General features: G+C 59.6%; 14 protein-coding genes. 7 read left to right on the top strand and 7 right to left on the bottom strand.

The annotated features are described in order from the left end of the window. Nucleotides 1–111: 111 nt before the first annotated feature. Both ACWKV4_RS20300 and hslO read right to left on the bottom strand, forming a co-directional pair. Nucleotides 112–1,656: a phosphoenolpyruvate carboxykinase gene (locus tag ACWKV4_RS20300; protein ID WP_483833970.1), complete on the bottom strand. Its 1,545-nt coding sequence runs from the start codon at nucleotides 1,654–1,656 to the stop codon at nucleotides 112–114. A gap of 177 nt (nucleotides 1,657–1,833) precedes the next feature. After that, entirely contained in the window at nucleotides 1,834–2,736 is a 903-nt protein-coding gene (hslO, locus tag ACWKV4_RS20295; RefSeq protein WP_483833971.1) for an Hsp33 family molecular chaperone HslO, read from the bottom strand. A gap of 110 nt (nucleotides 2,737–2,846) precedes the next feature. On the opposite strand from hslO, the gene ACWKV4_RS20290 reads away from it, so the two are divergent. After that, nucleotides 2,847–3,644: a phosphatase PAP2 family protein gene (locus ACWKV4_RS20290; protein ID WP_483833972.1), complete on the top strand. Its 798-nt coding sequence runs from the start codon at nucleotides 2,847–2,849 to the stop codon at nucleotides 3,642–3,644. On the opposite strand, the gene ACWKV4_RS20285 is transcribed toward ACWKV4_RS20290, so the two are convergent. After that, nucleotides 3,641–4,045, bottom strand: coding sequence for an RNA-binding S4 domain-containing protein (locus tag ACWKV4_RS20285; protein WP_483833973.1), 405 nt, complete (start codon nucleotides 4,043–4,045; stop codon nucleotides 3,641–3,643). The genes ACWKV4_RS20290 and ACWKV4_RS20285 overlap by 4 nt on opposite strands. 208 nt (nucleotides 4,046–4,253) lie before the next feature. Between ACWKV4_RS20285 and rimB the strand changes: the two genes are divergently transcribed. Together rimB and rimK are read left to right on the top strand one after the other, a co-directional pair. Next, the gene (gene rimB, locus ACWKV4_RS20280; RefSeq protein WP_483833974.1) at nucleotides 4,254–4,736 is read left to right on the top strand and encodes a retropepsin-like aspartic endopeptidase RimB; all 483 of its coding nucleotides are present in this window, start codon (nucleotides 4,254–4,256) and stop codon (nucleotides 4,734–4,736) included. After that, nucleotides 4,733–5,638, top strand: a complete 906-nt coding sequence (gene rimK, locus ACWKV4_RS20275; RefSeq protein ID WP_483833975.1) for a 30S ribosomal protein S6--L-glutamate ligase — start codon at nucleotides 4,733–4,735, stop codon at nucleotides 5,636–5,638. The genes rimB and rimK overlap by 4 nt, the downstream gene beginning before the upstream one ends. Nucleotides 5,639–5,706: 68 nt before the next feature. Here rimK and ACWKV4_RS20270 read toward each other — a convergent pair whose 3' ends face one another. Continuing rightward, nucleotides 5,707–7,017, bottom strand: a complete 1,311-nt coding sequence (locus tag ACWKV4_RS20270) for an ATP-binding protein (RefSeq protein ID WP_483833976.1) — start codon at nucleotides 7,015–7,017, stop codon at nucleotides 5,707–5,709. Nucleotides 7,018–7,228: 211 nt separating this feature from the next. Beyond that, nucleotides 7,229–7,969 (bottom strand): osmolarity response regulator transcription factor OmpR, encoded by a 741-nt coding sequence (gene ompR / locus ACWKV4_RS20265; RefSeq protein WP_483833977.1) that lies wholly within the window; start codon nucleotides 7,967–7,969, stop codon nucleotides 7,229–7,231. A 228-nt stretch (nucleotides 7,970–8,197) separates the two neighbouring features. On the opposite strand from ompR, the gene ACWKV4_RS20260 reads away from it, so the two are divergent. The 3 genes from ACWKV4_RS20260 to gshA all read left to right on the top strand — a co-directional run bounded on the left by ACWKV4_RS20260 (nucleotide 8,198) and on the right by gshA (nucleotide 12,640). Further along, nucleotides 8,198–10,516 carry a Tex family protein gene (locus tag ACWKV4_RS20260; RefSeq protein WP_483833978.1) on the top strand — a complete coding sequence of 773 codons (2,319 nt, stop codon included), beginning with the start codon at nucleotides 8,198–8,200 and terminating at the stop codon, nucleotides 10,514–10,516. Continuing rightward, nucleotides 10,516–10,899: a PaaI family thioesterase gene (locus ACWKV4_RS20255; protein WP_483833979.1), complete on the top strand. Its 384-nt coding sequence runs from the start codon at nucleotides 10,516–10,518 to the stop codon at nucleotides 10,897–10,899. The genes ACWKV4_RS20260 and ACWKV4_RS20255 overlap by 1 nt, the downstream gene beginning before the upstream one ends. A gap of 157 nt (nucleotides 10,900–11,056) precedes the next feature. After that, nucleotides 11,057–12,640, top strand: a complete 1,584-nt coding sequence (gshA, locus tag ACWKV4_RS20250) for a glutamate--cysteine ligase (RefSeq protein WP_483833980.1) — start codon at nucleotides 11,057–11,059, stop codon at nucleotides 12,638–12,640. Nucleotides 12,641–12,707: 67 nt separating this feature from the next. On the opposite strand, the gene argA is transcribed toward gshA, so the two are convergent. After that, the gene (gene argA / locus ACWKV4_RS20245) at nucleotides 12,708–14,006 is read right to left on the bottom strand and encodes an amino-acid N-acetyltransferase (RefSeq protein ID WP_483833981.1); all 1,299 of its coding nucleotides are present in this window, start codon (nucleotides 14,004–14,006) and stop codon (nucleotides 12,708–12,710) included. A 141-nt stretch (nucleotides 14,007–14,147) separates the two neighbouring features. After that, nucleotides 14,148–15,302 (bottom strand): acetylornithine deacetylase, encoded by a 1,155-nt coding sequence (gene argE, locus ACWKV4_RS20240; RefSeq protein WP_483833982.1) that lies wholly within the window; start codon nucleotides 15,300–15,302, stop codon nucleotides 14,148–14,150. Between the two features lie 128 nt (nucleotides 15,303–15,430). Between argE and ACWKV4_RS20235 the strand changes: the two genes are divergently transcribed. Continuing rightward, nucleotides 15,431–16,795, top strand: a complete 1,365-nt coding sequence (locus tag ACWKV4_RS20235) for a CYTH domain-containing protein (RefSeq protein WP_483833983.1) — start codon at nucleotides 15,431–15,433, stop codon at nucleotides 16,793–16,795. The last annotated feature ends 51 nt before the right edge of the window (nucleotides 16,796–16,846 follow it).

Below are 16,846 nucleotides of genomic sequence, written 5' to 3'. Positions count from 1 at the left end.
CCCAGGGTGGTGAAGATGTCAAAAACCCGGTATCCGGTTAACCGCAAGGCTGCTCCGCTTAAGTGAACAGCATTGCGCGCTAGGCGGGGGTTTTTATGAGCACTCAGCTAATTACAACTGAGGACCTGCAGCGCGGATGGCTTCGGACACTTCGAACTTCTTGAAGTTTTCGATGAACAAGCCAGCCAGGCCCTTGGCCGCTTCGTCGTAGGCCGCTGGGTCAGCCCAGGTAGTGCGCGGCTTGAGCAGCCCGGTTTCAACGCCCGGAACAACCTTTGGCACGTCCAGGTTGATGATATCCAGGTGCTCGGTTTCCGCCCCTGCCAGCGCGCCGCTTTGAATGGCTGCGATCACGCCACGGGTGGTTGGGATGTTGAAGCGCTTGCCAACACCGTAGCCACCACCGGTCCAGCCGGTATTCACCAGGTAGACCTTGGAGCCGAACGCACGAATACGCTTGATCAGCAGCTCGGCATACACGCCAGCCGGGCGCGGGAAGAAAGGTGCGCCGAAACAGGTGGAAAAGGTGGACTTGATGCCCGGGCCCGAACCCATTTCAGTAGAGCCCACCAGCGCGGTATAGCCCGACAGGAAGTGATAGGCCGCTTGCTCTTCGCTGAGGATGGACACCGGTGGCAGAACGCCGGTCAGGTCACAGGTCAGGAAGATCACCGCGTTGGGCTCACCACCCAGGTTCTTCGGTGCGATCTTGTCGATCAACTCGCGAGGATAGGCCGCGCGGCTGTTCTGGGTCAGGCTGTCGTCGGTGTAGTCCGGCAGGCGGGTTTCAGGGTTCAGCACCACGTTCTCGAGCACTGCGCCGAACTGAATGGCCTTCCAGATCACAGGCTCGTTCTTCTCGGTGAGGTCGATGCACTTGGCATAGCACCCACCTTCGATGTTAAACACCACGCCTTCGCCCCAGCCGTGTTCGTCGTCACCAATCAGGTAACGGCTTTCGTCGGCGGACAGGGTGGTTTTACCAGTGCCTGACAGGCCGAAGAACAGCGTGACGTCGCCGTCTTCACCCATGTTGGCGGCGCAGTGCATAGGCAGTACGTCTGCCGCTGGCAGCAGGAAGTTCTGCACAGAGAACATGGCTTTTTTCATTTCACCGGCGTAGCGCATGCCGGCGATCAGCACCTTCCTGGCCGCGAAATTGATGATCACGCAACCATCGGAGTTGGTGCCATCACGCTCCGGTTCACACGTGAACCACGGGGCATTAAGGATCTGCCATTCCTGTCGGGAAGCCGGATTGTACTGCTCAGGGTTGATGAACAGGCAACGGCCGAACAGGTTGTGCCAGGCAGTTTCCGTGGACATCTGTACAGGCAGGTAATGACTGGCGTCAGACCCTACGTGAACATGGGAAACGAAGTGATCGCGCTCGGCGAGGTACCCGCTGACCCGTTCCCACAAGGCGTCGAACTTGTCGGCCGAGAATTTGCGGTTGATCGGGCCCCAAGAGATGTCATCCTGAGTAGACGGCTCTTCTACGATAAAGCGGTCAACCGGTGAACGGCCGGTACGATGCCCGGTTTTCACGACCAGCGAGCCATTGGCGGCAAGCTCACCTTCACCGCGACGAAGGGCCTCTTCGACCAGTTGGGCGGTGCTGATATCGGTATACACGGCGTTTTTGGCTTGCGTCATGAGAATCCCCGTCGGCGGTCTCGCCGAGTGCTCCAAACGTTTGTAGTAGAAAACAAAACCCTACTACAGCTAAAAAGTGGCCGGATTATGCCTAGAACCGAGGCAAAAGAGTAGCCTTCTTGGCTCTAAACGGCGCTATTCCGGCGCTTGTAGCGTGATTTGCGGTGCTGAATCTGTTCAGTGACGGCTATCTGACGGTGCATCGACCCCGCCGCCAGCGAATAGTTGCGCTACATCCGTCGAATCGAACAGATATCGTTCGTTGCAGAACTGGCAATCGATCTCCACAGTGCCGCCTTCCTCGACCAGCAATGCCTGTGCATCAGCCTCTCCCAAGCTGATAAGTGCTCGCGCGGAGCGCTCCCGGGAACAACTGCATTGGAACACTACTGGTTGCTGATCGAACAAACGCACCTGCTCTTCGTGGTAGAGGCGGTGCAACACCGTTTCGTTATCCAGCCCAAGCAGCTCTTCAGGCTTTACTGTTTCGGCCAAGGCCGTCAGGTGTTGCCAGCGCTCGGCGCGCTCATGGGCGTCTTTCTGTTGCTCAGCGGGGAGTTGCTGGAGCAGCATGCCGCGGGCCCGCTGGCCGTCAGATTCGAGCCAGAAGCGTGTGCCCAGCTGTTCGGATATTTTGAAGTAGTTGGTGAAACAAGCGGCCAGGTTTTTGCCATCCAGGGCCACGATGCCCTGATACCGCTGGCCCTGGGTAGGATCAATGGTCATTGCCAGGCTGCCGTCGGGCATCAGGGCTTGCAGATCGCTCTGCTCACCGACCAAGGCTGCATCGTAGCGGGCCAGGCCTCGCACCTCCAAGGCGTTGGAGCATTCCACCATCAATAGCGGTACCGGCCCTTCGGAGCGAGCCTGGAGAATCAGCAGCCCGTCGAACTTCAGCGTGCCGGCCAGCAACGCAGCGGCGGCCATGAACTCGCCCAGCAAGTTCGCGACAGGGCGCGGGTACTTATGCTTGGCCAGTACCTGCCCGTAACTGTGCTCGAGCGAGATCATTTCGCCGCGCACGTCAGCGTCGTCGAAGATGAAACGTTGAGTGAAATCATTGTTAGGCAAATCGTGCATAGGTTCGACTATCACAGAAAGATGACAAAATATGTATCGGCGCTAAATTTACAAAGCCCGATTCGCTGCACCCTAAGGGTGTGGTTGGACGTGGCCTGATCGAGGTCTATATGAACAAACCGGCACTGTTCCGGGCAAGTTGGAATCTGCGCGGGTTAGCCCTGTGCAATTTCGTTGCGTTTGCATTGCTCTGCATATGGTTATGGCCTGCGGGCCATTCAGCTTTCACGGCGTTCGATAAAGCCCTGTTCGCCCTGCTCAATCAGCCTCTGGGGACGAACGCGGCGTGGCGTTATCTATGGACTGTCGGCAGCCTGCGCCCGTTCGACGCGCTGGTCGGGCTTATTCTACTGATGCTACTGATCTGCGGCGACTGGGTTTTCAAGGCTACACAGGTGCGCCAGGCATTCTGGGGGTTCATTGCCACCCTGATGCTCTTGTTAGTGATACGCGCGTTGTTTTCCAAGCTGTGCGAGAACATGGGGTGGCAGCACGATAGCCCTACGCTTGTATTGCCCAGTGCAGTGCACCTGAGCGACTGGTACCCACATCTTGAGAGGAAATGGGAACTCAAGGATCAGTCCAGCGCGAGTTTCCCTGGAGACCATGCCTCGGTGCTGCTCATCTGGGCACTGTATATGGCCTACTCCAGCCGTAGTGCCGGGCAGCGCCTGGTGATCTGGGGGCTGGCCGTGCTGTTCATGATGCCTCGCCTGGTCGCAGGCGCGCACTGGGGCCAGGATGATTATATCGGCGGCTTGATCATGGCCGTCCTAGCCCTGGGCTGGTCATGCTTTACCCCTTTTTTGGCCCATGTCAGCGCCTGGCTTACCCAAGTAACCGCCCCAGCATTCACCCTGCTGCATCGGCTGCCCGGTGTACGAAGGCTGAGCGTTGTCGGCGCCTAGCCCGCATCCCCAGAGCGGAAGGTAAACAGCTGGCGACGTTGCTTCTTGGTAGGCTTGCCATCTGTACTAACACCCAATGCACCTGCCTTGCGCAGGGCCGCTGCTTGCTCACGGCGCGCTAGGCTCTCAGGGGTTTCAGCGTACAGCAGTTGAGCCTCCGGCGCGCCACGGCGTACATCCGAGAGCGCTACCACGACTACGGTGCGCTCGTCGAAGCCAGTGCGTAGCTGAAACTCGTCACCGACTTTCGGCTCTTTGCCTGGCTTGCAGCGCTCGCCCCGGCAATGCACCTTCCCACTTTCGATAGCTGCCTTGGCCAAGGCGCGGGTTTTATAGAAGCGCGCCGCCCATAGCCATTTGTCCAACCGGACCTTTTCCTCACGTTCAGCGTGCTGTGCCACTACCTGACCTCATTTAGAAACATACTTCCACTCTACTACCGTCGCGTACGGATGCAACGCACTCCCGCATTGTTTACAGTGCCCCGACGCTGGATCGCTGACGCAACACGGTCAGCGGCGCGGTCTATGCACACGCGGCGCGCCACAAGGCGTTTACACAGCCTTTCACCGTGCAAGCCTTCGTACGACGATTATTTCGAGCATTACCTTGAAGACTTTTGACCATCTTACTGTCATAGGCCTGCGTGAGTGGATAGCCCTCCCTGAACTGGGGGTGGCCGGCCTTCGTGCGAAGATTGATACCGGTGCCAGCACGTCCAGCCTTCACGCCACGGAAATCGAATGTTTCGAGCGTGACGGAGCACCCTGGGTGCGTTTCAACGCTCACTTGGGCTCCGTGGTGCAACTGCGGCACAGGCGCTGCGAAGCCCCGCTGGTCACCATGAAAACCATCAAAAGCTCCAACGGGCACGCGCAAACGCGCTACGTGATCCGGACCCTGCTGGCGTTGGGTAACCGGGTATGGCAAGTGGAATTCACCCTGGCGTGCCGCAAGGCCATGCGTTATCGCCTGTTGCTAGGGTCCAAGGCGCTGATCGATGGCCAGTTGGTTGTCGACCCTGCCCAAACATACGTTCAAGACAAACCTCTTTCTCCGGCCTCTCTTTCCGCTGCCTCAGGTGCCCAATGAAAATCGCTGTGCTATCGCGCAACCCGCGCCTGTATTCCACCCGAAGGCTTGTCGAGGCCGGCACCGAGCGCGGCCACGAGATGGTGGTGGTGGATACGCTTCGTGCCTATATGAACATTGCCAGCCATAAGCCGCAGATTCACTATCGAGGCAAACCCCTGGAAGGCTTCGACGCGGTGATTCCGCGCATCGGTGCCTCGGTTACTTTTTATGGCTGTGCCGTACTGCGCCAATTCGAAATGATGGGTGTATTTCCACTTAACGAATCCGTGGCTATCGCTCGTTCCCGGGACAAACTCAGGTCGTTGCAATTGTTATCGCGCAAGGGCGTAGGCCTGCCCGTTACGGGCTTTGCACACTCCCCGGATGATATTCCCGACCTCATTCGCATGGTCAACGGCGCCCCCCTCGTGATCAAAGTGCTGGAAGGCACCCAAGGCATCGGCGTGGTGCTCTGCGAAACCACCAAGGCAGCGGAGTCGGTGATCGAAGCCTTTATGGGCTTGAAGCAGAACATCATGGTGCAGGAGTACATTCAGGAAGCCGGAGGCGCGGATATTCGCTGCTTCGTGGTAGGCGACCGGGTGATCGCGTCGATGAAACGCCAGGCTAAGCCAGGAGAATTCCGCTCCAATCTCCACAGGGGCGGTAGCGCCAGCCTGATCAAAATCACTCCAGAAGAGCGTATGACGGCCATTCGCGCGGCAAAGGTGATGGGGTTGAGCGTGGCGGGCGTGGACATTCTGAGGTCCAACCACGGCCCGCTAGTGATGGAGGTTAACTCCTCGCCCGGTCTGGAAGGCATCGAGTCCACCACGGGCAAGAACGTGGCGGACATGATCATCGAACACCTGGAAAAAAACGGCGGCCCTAACCTTACCCGGACGCGAGGTAAAGGCTAGGGCGGTGTTGAGGCAAACTCAGCAGTAGGCGGCGGTCGGCCGCCTGCTGGTTGAGCGTGACTCCCGACTCAAACCGCGTCTCTGGGAAGCATCAAGTTCAGCGGCAGCCTTACGCGAGCCTCCAGGCCTCCTCCAGCGCGATTACGCAGCTCTACGTTGCCGCCGTGCATGGCTGTAATGCGCTTGACGATCGCCAGCCCCAGCCCTGTGCCCTTGCTACGCGCGCGATCCCCACGCGTGAAGGGATTGAAGATCCCCTCGAACTCCTGTGGGTCTATGCCTTCACCGCGATCGAGCACACTGAGCACTACATAGGGCGCACTGGAGTCTCCGGACACGAAGGCGGCTACCTCAACGCCGGTCCCGGCGTGGTACAGCGCATTGCCTATCAGGTTGGTCAATAACCGCTTGATGGACACACGCCGCAATGGGAATGGCGGTATCGGCTCCAGACATAGCCGAACTCGGTGCTCGGGCTGGTTGAAGGGCGCCACTACTTCTTCTACCAAGGCGCAGAGGTCTGCTTCCTCAACGGTTTCGTCACGCCCGTCTCGAATGAATGCCAGAAATTGATCAAGGATTGCATCCATATCCTCGATATCACGAACCATTCCCTCGGCGAATTCATTGTCGCTGCTCATCAGCTCCAGCGACAGCCGCAGCCGTGTCAGCGGCGTACGCAGGTCATGTGAAACCCCTGCAAGCATCAGCTCCCGCTCGCGCCCGGCCTGCTCCACATCTTCGGCCATCTGGTTGAAGGCGCCATACACCTCGGTCATTTCGCTGGGAGTATCGCTAATGGGTAAGCGTACGCTGCGACCTTGACCCAATTGCCGGGCGGCGAACACCAGATGTTTAAGGGGCTGATTGAGTTGTCGCACGAATATCCAGGCCGAGGCCGTGGATAACAGGCCGATGGCCAGGAACCACCCCAGCACGCTCCAGATTTTCTGGCCCCTCAAGGGGTGAGGATACAGCGGCACCTTCAGCCAATCCGGCCCGAGGCTAGGCGCACGCACCCACAAGGCTGGGGGCGCATGTACCCGTAGCCGCACTTCGGTATCGTCGCCTAGCTCGGCTTGCATCTGCCGTTGATAAATCTCGCTGTAGGGCCAGTGCTGCTCACCCTCCGGCACCGCATCGCCACCCACCCGCAATAGCCCGGCGGCTTCGGCGATTTTGGCCTGGTTGGTTTCGTCAGCTGCCCAATAGGCACGCAAGGTTAACGCCACGCCATGGCTGTATTGCCGGTCCACCAGCACGTCTTCGTTCATCAACAGATATACCAAGGTCAGTGCCTTGGAAAACAGCACGACAATCAGTACCAGCCAGAGCGTGCGTGCGAAAAAACTTTGGGGGAACCACAGCGGGGTTTTCATAAGTACCTGTACCCTTCGCGGCGGTGCGCCAAATAGCCTGGCGATGCAGTGGAGCGCGCAGGCGATGCCTCGGCGAACCGCTGGGCCATCACCTGCTGTCCCAATGCAGCGGTCGGAACAAGCACGGACTGCAGATTTACCCGTGGATGCCCAAGCCGGCTTGTACCGCAAAGAGTTTTGCCAAAGGCTTTAACTGCCATGCGGGCCAGCATCACTTGCCTGAGTTGCCGTCTGGAACGAATACATACCCGACACCCCATACGGTCTGGATATAACGGGGCTTGGAGGGATCGGGCTCGATCAGACGGCGCAGACGGGAAATCTGCACGTCGATGGAGCGCTCCAGCGCATCCCACTCCCTGCCACGGGCAAGGTTCATGAGCTTATCGCGGGTTAGCGGCTCGCGAGCATGGGTAACCAACGCTTTTAGCACGGCGAACTCGCCCGTGGTGAGCATATGCTTTTCGTCACCTCGGGTAAGCTGTCGCGTGGCCAGGGACAGTTGATAGTCACCGAAGGACACCGTCGCGTCGCTTGCCGCCGGCGCGCCAGGCACCGGGGTAGCTTGACGACGCAGCACAGCCTTGACCCGCGCGGCCAGCTCGTCTGGGTTGAAGGGTTTGGCCAGGTAATCATCGGCACCCAGGTCCAGGCCCTTGATGCGGCTAAGCTCGTCACCCTTGGCAGTGAGCATGATGATGGGAATCTGGTTGTCGGCCGCCCGCAGCCGACGGCAAGCGGACAGGCCATCCTCGCCAGGTAGCATGAGATCGAGCACGATCAGATTGAACACCTCGCGGGCGAGCAGCCGGTCCATCTGCTCTACATCCCTCACAGCCCGTGCCCTATAGCCTTTGCTGACGAAAAAGCGTTCCAGCAGGCTGCTCAAACCGGGGTCGTCATCCACGATGAGGATTTTTTCGCCTTCGCTGTTTTGGGCGGTGCTGCTCATGAAAAACTCCTTTGCTGTCGGCGCGCATTATGTCGCAGCCGCCGGGTGGACGTGCTTCGCGCATTGTTAGCAGATTTTTCTTCGCCCTGCTGAAACGCGCCAAGATTTGACTAGCAAGGCCCCGTGCCACGCTTGGGTGGTTATAATGCGCGCCTTTTACGCCGGCCATGCCCGGATCGCTTCGCCGCCCCTGCCTGGGGCCAGGCATCACAGTATTCAGGTGGTTTTATGGAAAGCATTAACAGCCGCATCGCCGAAGAACTGGGCGTGCGCCCCCAACAGGTGGCGGCGGCGGTGGCCCTGCTGGACGAAGGCTCAACCGTGCCGTTCATCGCCCGTTACCGTAAAGAAGTCACCGGCAGCCTGGACGATACCCAACTGCGCCATTTGGAAGAACGCCTGCGCTACCTGCGAGAGCTTGACGAGCGGCGCGCCAGCATTCTGAGCAGCATCGATGAACAGGGCAAGCTTACTCCCGAACTGGCCCGGGAAATCAACCTGGCCGATACCAAGACCCGCCTTGAAGACCTTTACCTGCCCTACAAGCAAAAACGGCGCACCAAGGGCCAGATCGCCTTGGAAGCCGGCCTGGGCGAGCTTGCCGATGGCTTGCTCGCCGATCCCATGCTGGCACCCGAGGCGCAAGCGGCTCGGTTCGTCGATGGGGAAAAAGGCTATCCCGACACCCGTGCCGTTCTGGAAGGCGCCAAGTATATCCTGATGGAGCGCTTCGCCGAAGACGCTGCCCTGCTGGGCAGGTTGCGGGGCTACCTGGGTGAACACGCCACCCTCGCCGCTCGCATCGTGCCTGGCAAGGAAGAAGAAGGGGCCAAGTTCCGGGATTACTTTGAACACGATGAGCCACTCAAGGGCGCGCCGTCTCACCGTGCGCTGGCAATTTTCCGGGGTCGCAACGAAGGCATTCTCAGCGTTTCACTGAAAGTCGGCGAAGAGTTGCCCGGTACGCTGCACCCGTGCGAACTGATGGTCGCCGAGCACTTTGGCCTGAAGAACCAGAACCGCCCTGCGGACAAATGGCTGGGCGAAGTCGTGCGCTGGACCTGGAAGGTCAAGCTGTACACCTCGCTGGAAAACGACCTGCTCGGCGAGCTGCGTGAACAGGCTGAAGCCGAGGCCATCAACGTATTCGCCCACAACTTGCACGACCTGCTGTTGGCGGCCCCCGCAGGCCCGCGCGCTACCCTTGGCCTGGACCCTGGCCTGCGGACCGGTTGCAAGGTGGCCGTGGTCGACGCTACCGGCAAGTTGCTCGATACCGCCACGGTCTATCCGCATGTGCCGAAGAATCAGTGGGATCAAACCCTCGCGGTACTAGGCGCGCTATGCGCCCGCCATAACGTAGACCTGATCGCCATTGGCAACGGTACCGCCAGCCGCGAAACGGATAAGCTCGCTGGCGAACTGATCAAGAAATACTCAACCCTTAACCTGACCAAGGTGATGGTGAGCGAAGCGGGCGCATCGGTATATTCCGCCTCGGAACTGGCCGCACGGGAGTTCCCGGAACTGGACGTGTCCCTGCGGGGCGCGGTGTCCATTGCCCGTCGCCTGCAAGACCCATTGGCCGAGCTGGTGAAGATCGACCCCAAATCCATCGGCGTGGGGCAATACCAGCATGACGTCTCCCAGCTCAAGCTGGCCCGAGGCCTGGATGCGGTGGTGGAAGACTGCGTGAACGCCGTGGGCGTGGACGTGAACACCGCCTCCGTGGCATTGCTGGCGCGCATATCGGGGCTCAATGCCACGCTGGCGCAAAATATCGTCGCCCACCGTGATGCCAACGGCGCCTTCCGTACCCGCGCCGCGCTGAAAAAAGTCAGCCGCCTCGGTGAAAAAACCTTCGAGCAAGCCGCCGGCTTTTTACGGGTCATGAACGGAGACAACCCGCTCGATGCCTCAGCCGTTCACCCGGAAGCCTACCCACTGGTTCAGCGTATCGCTGCCCAGACCGACCGCGACATCCGCTCGCTGATTGGAGACAGCACCTTCCTGCGCAGGCTGGACCCGGCCCGCTACACCGACGAAACCTTCGGGTTGCCCACGGTGACTGACATCTTAAAGGAGCTGGATAAACCCGGCCGCGACCCGCGCCCGGAATTCAAGACCGCAGCCTTCCAGGATGGCGTTGAGGACCTTAAAGACCTGCAACTGGGCATGATGCTCGAAGGCGTAGTCACCAACGTCACCAACTTCGGTGCCTTTGTCGATATCGGCGTTCACCAGGATGGCCTGGTGCATATCTCGGCGCTGTCGGAGAAGTTCATCAAAGACCCGCGCGAGGCGGTAAAAGCCGGGGACGTGGTGAAGGTCAAGGTCATGGAGGTAGACATCCCGCGCAAACGTATCGCGCTGTCCATGCGCATGGGTGATACACCGGGTGAAAAAATCGAAGGCAACCGTGGCGGTTCCAGGCCAGCCGGCAACCGCCCGTCAAATGCCCCTAAGGCCCGTGAAGCAGCTGCAGCTCCGGCCAGTGGCGCCATGGCGAATTTGTTCGCCAACGCCAAACCCTTGAAGAAACGTTAATGGAGATCCCAGAGGGCCTGACTCAAAGTGCGTTCAGTGAACTGCTGGGCTGTCGAGTCGTTCGTTTGGACGAAGGCATCGCGGAGGTCGCTCTAGCGCTTACCCCGCCGCTGCGTAACCGTGGCGGGGTGCTGCACGGTGGGGCGATGTTCAGCCTGGTTGATATCACCATGGGCCTGGCTTGCTCTACGTCACACGGGTTCGATCGGCAAAGCGTTACCCTGGAGTGCAAGATCAATTATTTAAGGCCAGTCGCCGACGGTGAGGTGACCTGCGTGGCCAAGGTGCTTCATGCCGGCAGTCGCACCCTGGTGGTGGAGGCCGAAGTGGTGCAGGCGGGGAAGACGATGGCCAAGGCGCAAGGGACCTTCGCGGCTCTATAGCCCGGTGACGCGAACTGGGGTAAGTTCGCCCCATAGATGCCATGGCCAATGGCACTCAACTTAGTCGGGCTTTGGACCTCTATACTCGGACGGCCCCACCTTGCTAAATGCCATAGCTACCCCCATATCAGGGCGATCGACGCGTAAGGACATCAACTTGAGCGAATTTCTTCACCGCCGCCTGCAATTGCTGGGCGCGCCTGCCAACCTCTCTCTGCTCAAGCAGTGCCTGCATGGCATAGAGCGCGAATGCCTGCGCGTGACCCCCCAAGGCCGGCTGGCGCAAACGCCCCACCCCGAAGCCCTAGGTTCGGCATTGACCCACGAACAGATCACTACCGATTATTCCGAAGCATTAGTCGAATTCATCACCCCGGCCTTGGTGGATTCAGCACACACCTTGGAAAATCTCGACACCATTCATCGCTTCGCTTATTCGGCATTGGGCGATGAGCTGTTGTGGGCGCCATCCATGCCCTGCCCGTTGCCTGAAGAAGCCGATATCCCCATCGCTTGGTACGGCAGTTCGAACATCGGCAAGCTCAAGCACGTGTACCGCAAGGGTCTGTCCATTCGCTATGGCCGCACCATGCAGTGCATCGCTGGCATTCACTATAACTTCTCGTTGCCCGAGCCCCTTTGGCCTGTGCTTAAAGCCGCTGAAGGCGACCAGACCGAGGACCGGGATTACCAGTCCGCTGCCTATATCGGCATGCTGCGTAACTTCCGCCGCTATAGTTGGCTGTTAATGTACCTGTTCGGCGCGTCCCCGGCGCTGGACGCGGGCTTCCTGAGAGGCCGCCCCCATCGGCTGGAAACCCTTGATGCCCATACCCTGTACCTGCCTTATGCCACTAGCCTGCGCATGAGCGACTTGGGGTACCAGAACAACGCTCAGGCAGGGCTTACCCCCTGTTACAACGACCTGCACAGCTATACCGAGAGCCTACGCAAGGCCGTGGCTACCCCTTACCCGCCCTATGTGGAAATGGGTACTCACAAGGACGGCGAATGGGTACAGCTCAATACCAATGTGCTGCAGATCGAGAACGAGTACTACTCCAGCATTCGTCCCAAGCGGGTAACCTACACCGGCGAACGGCCGATTCAGGCGTTGATGGCTCGGGGCGTGCAGTATGTAGAAGCTCGTTGTCTCGATATCAACCCCTTCTTGCCAATGGGGATCGACCTTCCGCAGGCACGCTTCATGGACGCCTTCCTCTTGTACTGTGCCCTCGAAGAAAGCCCTTTGCTGGACGCACCCGAATGCATGGCTTGCACGGATAACTTCCTGAAGGTGGTTAAGGAGGGGCGACGCCCAGGGTTGGAACTGCAGCATAATGGCGCTCAGGTCACCCTACGTGAGTGGGCGGACAATCTACTCTCGGCCATCGAGCCGCTGGCAGCGCTGTTCGACCAGAGCCTGAGCTTGGACGAACACGTAAAAGCCATTGCGCTACAACGCGCCAAGGTAGCCGACCCGGCACTTACGCCTTCGGCTCAAGTACTGGCTAACATGAAGGCGCACAAAGAAAGCTTCAGCGAGTTTTCCTTGCGCCAGAGCCAGGAGCATGCAGAGTATTTCCGTGCCACGCCGGTGCCCTCGGCCGAACAGGAGAAGTTCGAGGCCATGGCCAAGGAATCGCTGGCGCGGCAGAGCGAACTGGAGCGTACGGAAGTAGGAGAGTTCGACCTCTTCGTTGCGGCCTACCAGGCGAGCATTCTGGCTATAAGTTCTTAAACCCTATTCGCCAGCTTGCGCTGGCTCCGTGCAGGAGCGAGCGCAAGCTCGCGAATAGGTTAGCGATCTACAAATTTTTCTCGAAAATCTTGGAATTACGCTGGAAGTTGTACAGTGAAGCCCGAGCCGCGGGGAGGCGTTCTACGCTACTGGGGCTAAAACCGCGCTCGCGGAACCAGTGGGCAGTGCGCGTGGTAAGCACAAATAGCGTATTGATGCCCTGAGCCCGAGCCCGTGTCTCGATGCGTTCAAGCAATTCATCGCCACGCCCGCCATGACGGTATTCCGGATTGACCGCCAGGCAAGCCAGTTCACCGGTGTCCGAATCGGCAATGGGGTAAAGGGCGGCGCAGGCGATGATCATGCCTTCGCGCTCCACTACGCTGAATTGCTCGATTTCCCGCTCCAATACTTCTCGGGATCTGCGAACCAGAATGCCCTGTTCTTCCAGCGGGCTGATCAGCTCGATCAAGCCGCCAACGTCTTCGATATTGGCCTCGCGCACCTGCTCGAATTGCTCTTGGGCCACCAGCGTACCCCCGCCGTTGCGAGTGAATAGCTCGGTCAGCAGCGCGCCGTTTTCGGCATAGCTGACGATATGGCTACGAGCAACGCCGCCGCGACAGGCCTGTGCCGCCGCGTCTAGAAGTTCGCCTTGATAATCGCTGCCAAGGCGCTCCAAGTGTGCAGGTACTTGCTGCGGGCGCAGTTCGCGAACCAACTGGCCCTGGGCATCCAGCAGCCCTGGAGCCGCGCCGAACAGCAATAGCTTGTCCGCGGCCAAGTCAATGGCCGCGCGCGTGGCGACATCCTCACAGGCAATATTGAAAATCTCACCGGTGGGCGAATAACCCAACGGCGAGAGCAATACGATTGTGCGCTCGTCCAGTAACCGGTTGATGCCCTTTCGGTCGAGCCGCCGCACCTCACCGGTGTGGTGATAATCCACGCCCTCTACCACGCCAATCGGGCGAGCCGTTACCAGGTTGCCACTGGCCACGCGCAGCCGCGCGCCTTGCATGGGCGAAGAGGCCATGTCCATGGACAACCGAGCTTCGAGGGTTACACGCAGATGGCCTACAGCGTCGATAACGCACTCCAGGGTGGGCCCATCGGTGATCCGCAAGCCTTGATGGTAGCGGGCCTCCAAACCTCTGGCCGCGAGCCGGCTTTCGATCTGTGAGCGAGAGCCGTGTACCAGCACCAGGCGCACGCCCAAGCTGTGCAGCAACACCAGGTCATGAACGATATTGCCGAAGTTGGGATGATCGATCCCATCACCGGGCAGCATTACCACAAAGGTGCAATCCCGATGGGCGTTGATATAGGGAGAAGCGTGGCGAAGCCAATTGACGTAGTCGGGCATGGAGAGGCCTGTGCGAAAGGAAGAACGAGACTAATGCGTACCGCGAGAACGGTTATCGTCGTAACAGGCCTGGCAACACGCGCGCCTCTCCTTCTTCCGTACAGTGAGCAAGCCTCGGGTATGGCCCAAGGCTTAATGGCCTCAGCCCTGGGCGGGCCGGAGGCAGTAATATTCAACGAGGTCTTGTACCAGACGCAGCGTAGGGTTCAAACGTGACATTTCAAGGAACTCACCCGGCTGGTGAGCGCAGGCGATGTCTCCAGGGCCCAACACCAGGGTTTGGCAGCCAAGTTGCTGAAGATACGGCGCCTCGGTACCAAATGCCACCGCTTCTGCCCGATGGCCGGTAAGTTTTTCCGCCACGCGTACCAACTCACTGTCGGCCGCCTCTTCGAATGGCGCTACCTCATCGAACAACGGTCGATAATTGATTGCGACCTGATGGCGCTCTGCTATTGGACGTAATTTCCCTTGAATTGCCTCACGTAGCATCGCTGGGTCCATCCCAGGTAACGGCCGTATATCGAACTCCAATGAGCATTGGCCGCAGATCCGATTAGGGTTGTCACCGCCATGGATGCAGCCCAGGTTCAAGGTCGGTTGTGGCACGCTGAACTGGGGGTTGCTGTAGCGGCCCTGCCATTCCTGACGTAGGCCCATCAGCTCCCCCATGGCTTGATGCATGGCCTCCAGCGCGCTATGCCCTAAGGTTGGGTCAGAGGAGTGCCCACTGCGGCCAAGAATATCAATACGCTCCATCATCACGCCTTTGTGCAAGCGAACCGGCCGCAAGCCCGTGGGCTCGCCGATCACCGCCGCGCGCCCCAAAGGCGCCCCCTGCTCGGCCAAAGCCTTAGCTCCGGACATAGAGCTTTCTTCATCACAGGTCGCCAGAATCAGCAGCGGTTGCCGAAACGGCTGGCTCAGCAGTGGCTGCACAGCTTCGATCACCAGCGCGAAAAACCCTTTCATGTCGCAGCTGCCCAGCCCTACCCAACGACCATCCACTTCAGTGAGCTTGAGCGGGTCTGTGCGCCAAAGCGCCTCGTCGTAGGGCACGGTATCGCTATGACCCGCCAATACTAGGCCACCAGGGCCACTGCCATAGGACGCCAGCAGGTTGAACTTGCCAGGCGCTACCTGGCGCAGGTCACAGGCAAACCCCAAGGCGGTCAGCCAATTGGCCAGCAGTTCGATCACCGGGCCGTTGCTTTGATCGAGGTCGGGCTGCGTGCAACTGACCGAAGGCAGGGCTACCAGGGCAGCAAAGCGATCTTTAAGGCTTAACGTGGGCATTGAAAGCTCCTGTGCGATCAGTCAAGACCAAGGTAGGGGATCGGACCGACGCGAGCAAGCCGACTCCTGTACACTGCTGGGTTCTTCGCGTCTACGCTACGCCTTGTCTGCGCCCGGATATACCCGCCATGAACAAAGAAACCGAAATCAAATTACGCATCAGCCGTGAAACCCTCGCCGCGCTTCGCGAGCACCCGCTGCTGAAAAAGCGCAATAAGAGCGGCTGGGCTCGCCATGAGCTAAGCAACCAGTACTTCGATACCCCTGAGCGCGATCTTGCTCAGGCCAAAGTGGCGCTACGTCTGCGCCGTGATGGCGAGACCATCGTTCAAACCTTGAAAACCCGTGGGCAAAGCGTGGCTGGCTTGTCCGAGCGTAACGAATTTGACTGGCCACTGGCAAAAGCCAAGCTAGACCTGAAAAAGCTCGACGACAGCTGCTGGCCCGCGGCATTGGCAGCGCTGGACAAAAAAACCATCAAGCCCTTGTTCACCACCGATTTCGTTCGTGAAAAGGCCGAGATTGCCTGGGGCCGAGGCAAAGCCAAAGTGGTGCTGGAAGCTGCGCTGGACTTGGGCCAGGTTACGGCAGGCAAGCAATCGGAAGAGATTTGCGAGCTGGAGCTTGAGCTGCGCGAAGGCGACCCGGCCGGGCTGCTGGAACTGGCTTATGAACTAGCCGCCACCTTACCGTTGATGCCCTGCGACATCAGCAAGGCTGAGCGGGGTTATCGCTTGCTCGACTCTACCAGCTACTCCCTGAACGTTCCGGCACCGGCACTGGATGCCGAGCAGCCTCTGGACGATGGATTCAGTGCAGTGGCCTGGCACCTGTTGGGCAGCAGCCAGCGGCTGGCCGAACAGTATCGTCACACCGGCCAATGGCGCCTGCTGCAAGACTGGGTACAACAGTTGATCGAACTGCGGGCCTTGTTGAGCAGCCTCGGCCAGGCAGCGCCCCGGGCCGCCACCCGCGACCTGCGCGTTACCTTGGACGCTTTGCTTGAAGACTGGCGCGCCGTGGTCGAAGCCGGTCAGGAGGACCAAGATATCCGCGCCGCTGCCCCCGAACAGTTTATCGCTGAGCTGGACGACCCCCGCTGGGGGCAGTTCTCCCTGGGGCTGTCACGGTGGCTGCTGGCACGCGCCTGGACCCTGAACCGCCCCTCCCGTGGTAACCGCCAGGGCCAAGCCCCTCTGGCAAGTTGGCTATTGCACTTCTTCGCCGAAGAAACCCAAGCGCTCCAGCTAGACCGTTACCAGCGTCAGCCTGAAGATTTGGCCGAGCAATCGCCGCGCCTAGAGCGTGTACAGGTTTGGCTGCGACACGCCCGCGGCCTACTGCCCATCGAGGAGGCCGACCGCCTCTATGGGGAACTGAACAAGCTGCATGAGTTGGCAAACCTGCCCATTAGCGATGAGGCCCTGGAAGCACGGATAGCACAGGCGCTGGCAGTTGCCCGCACCCGTGGCTGGAAAGCGCTGAGCCGCTGAGCCTGGCTAGTTAATAACCGCTGACAGTTGCAGAGCGTCAGGAACGCCAAC

The sequence above is a fragment of the Pseudomonas artemisiae genome, assembly GCF_057128685.1.
This window is presented reverse-complemented; position numbering and strand designations above follow the sequence as displayed.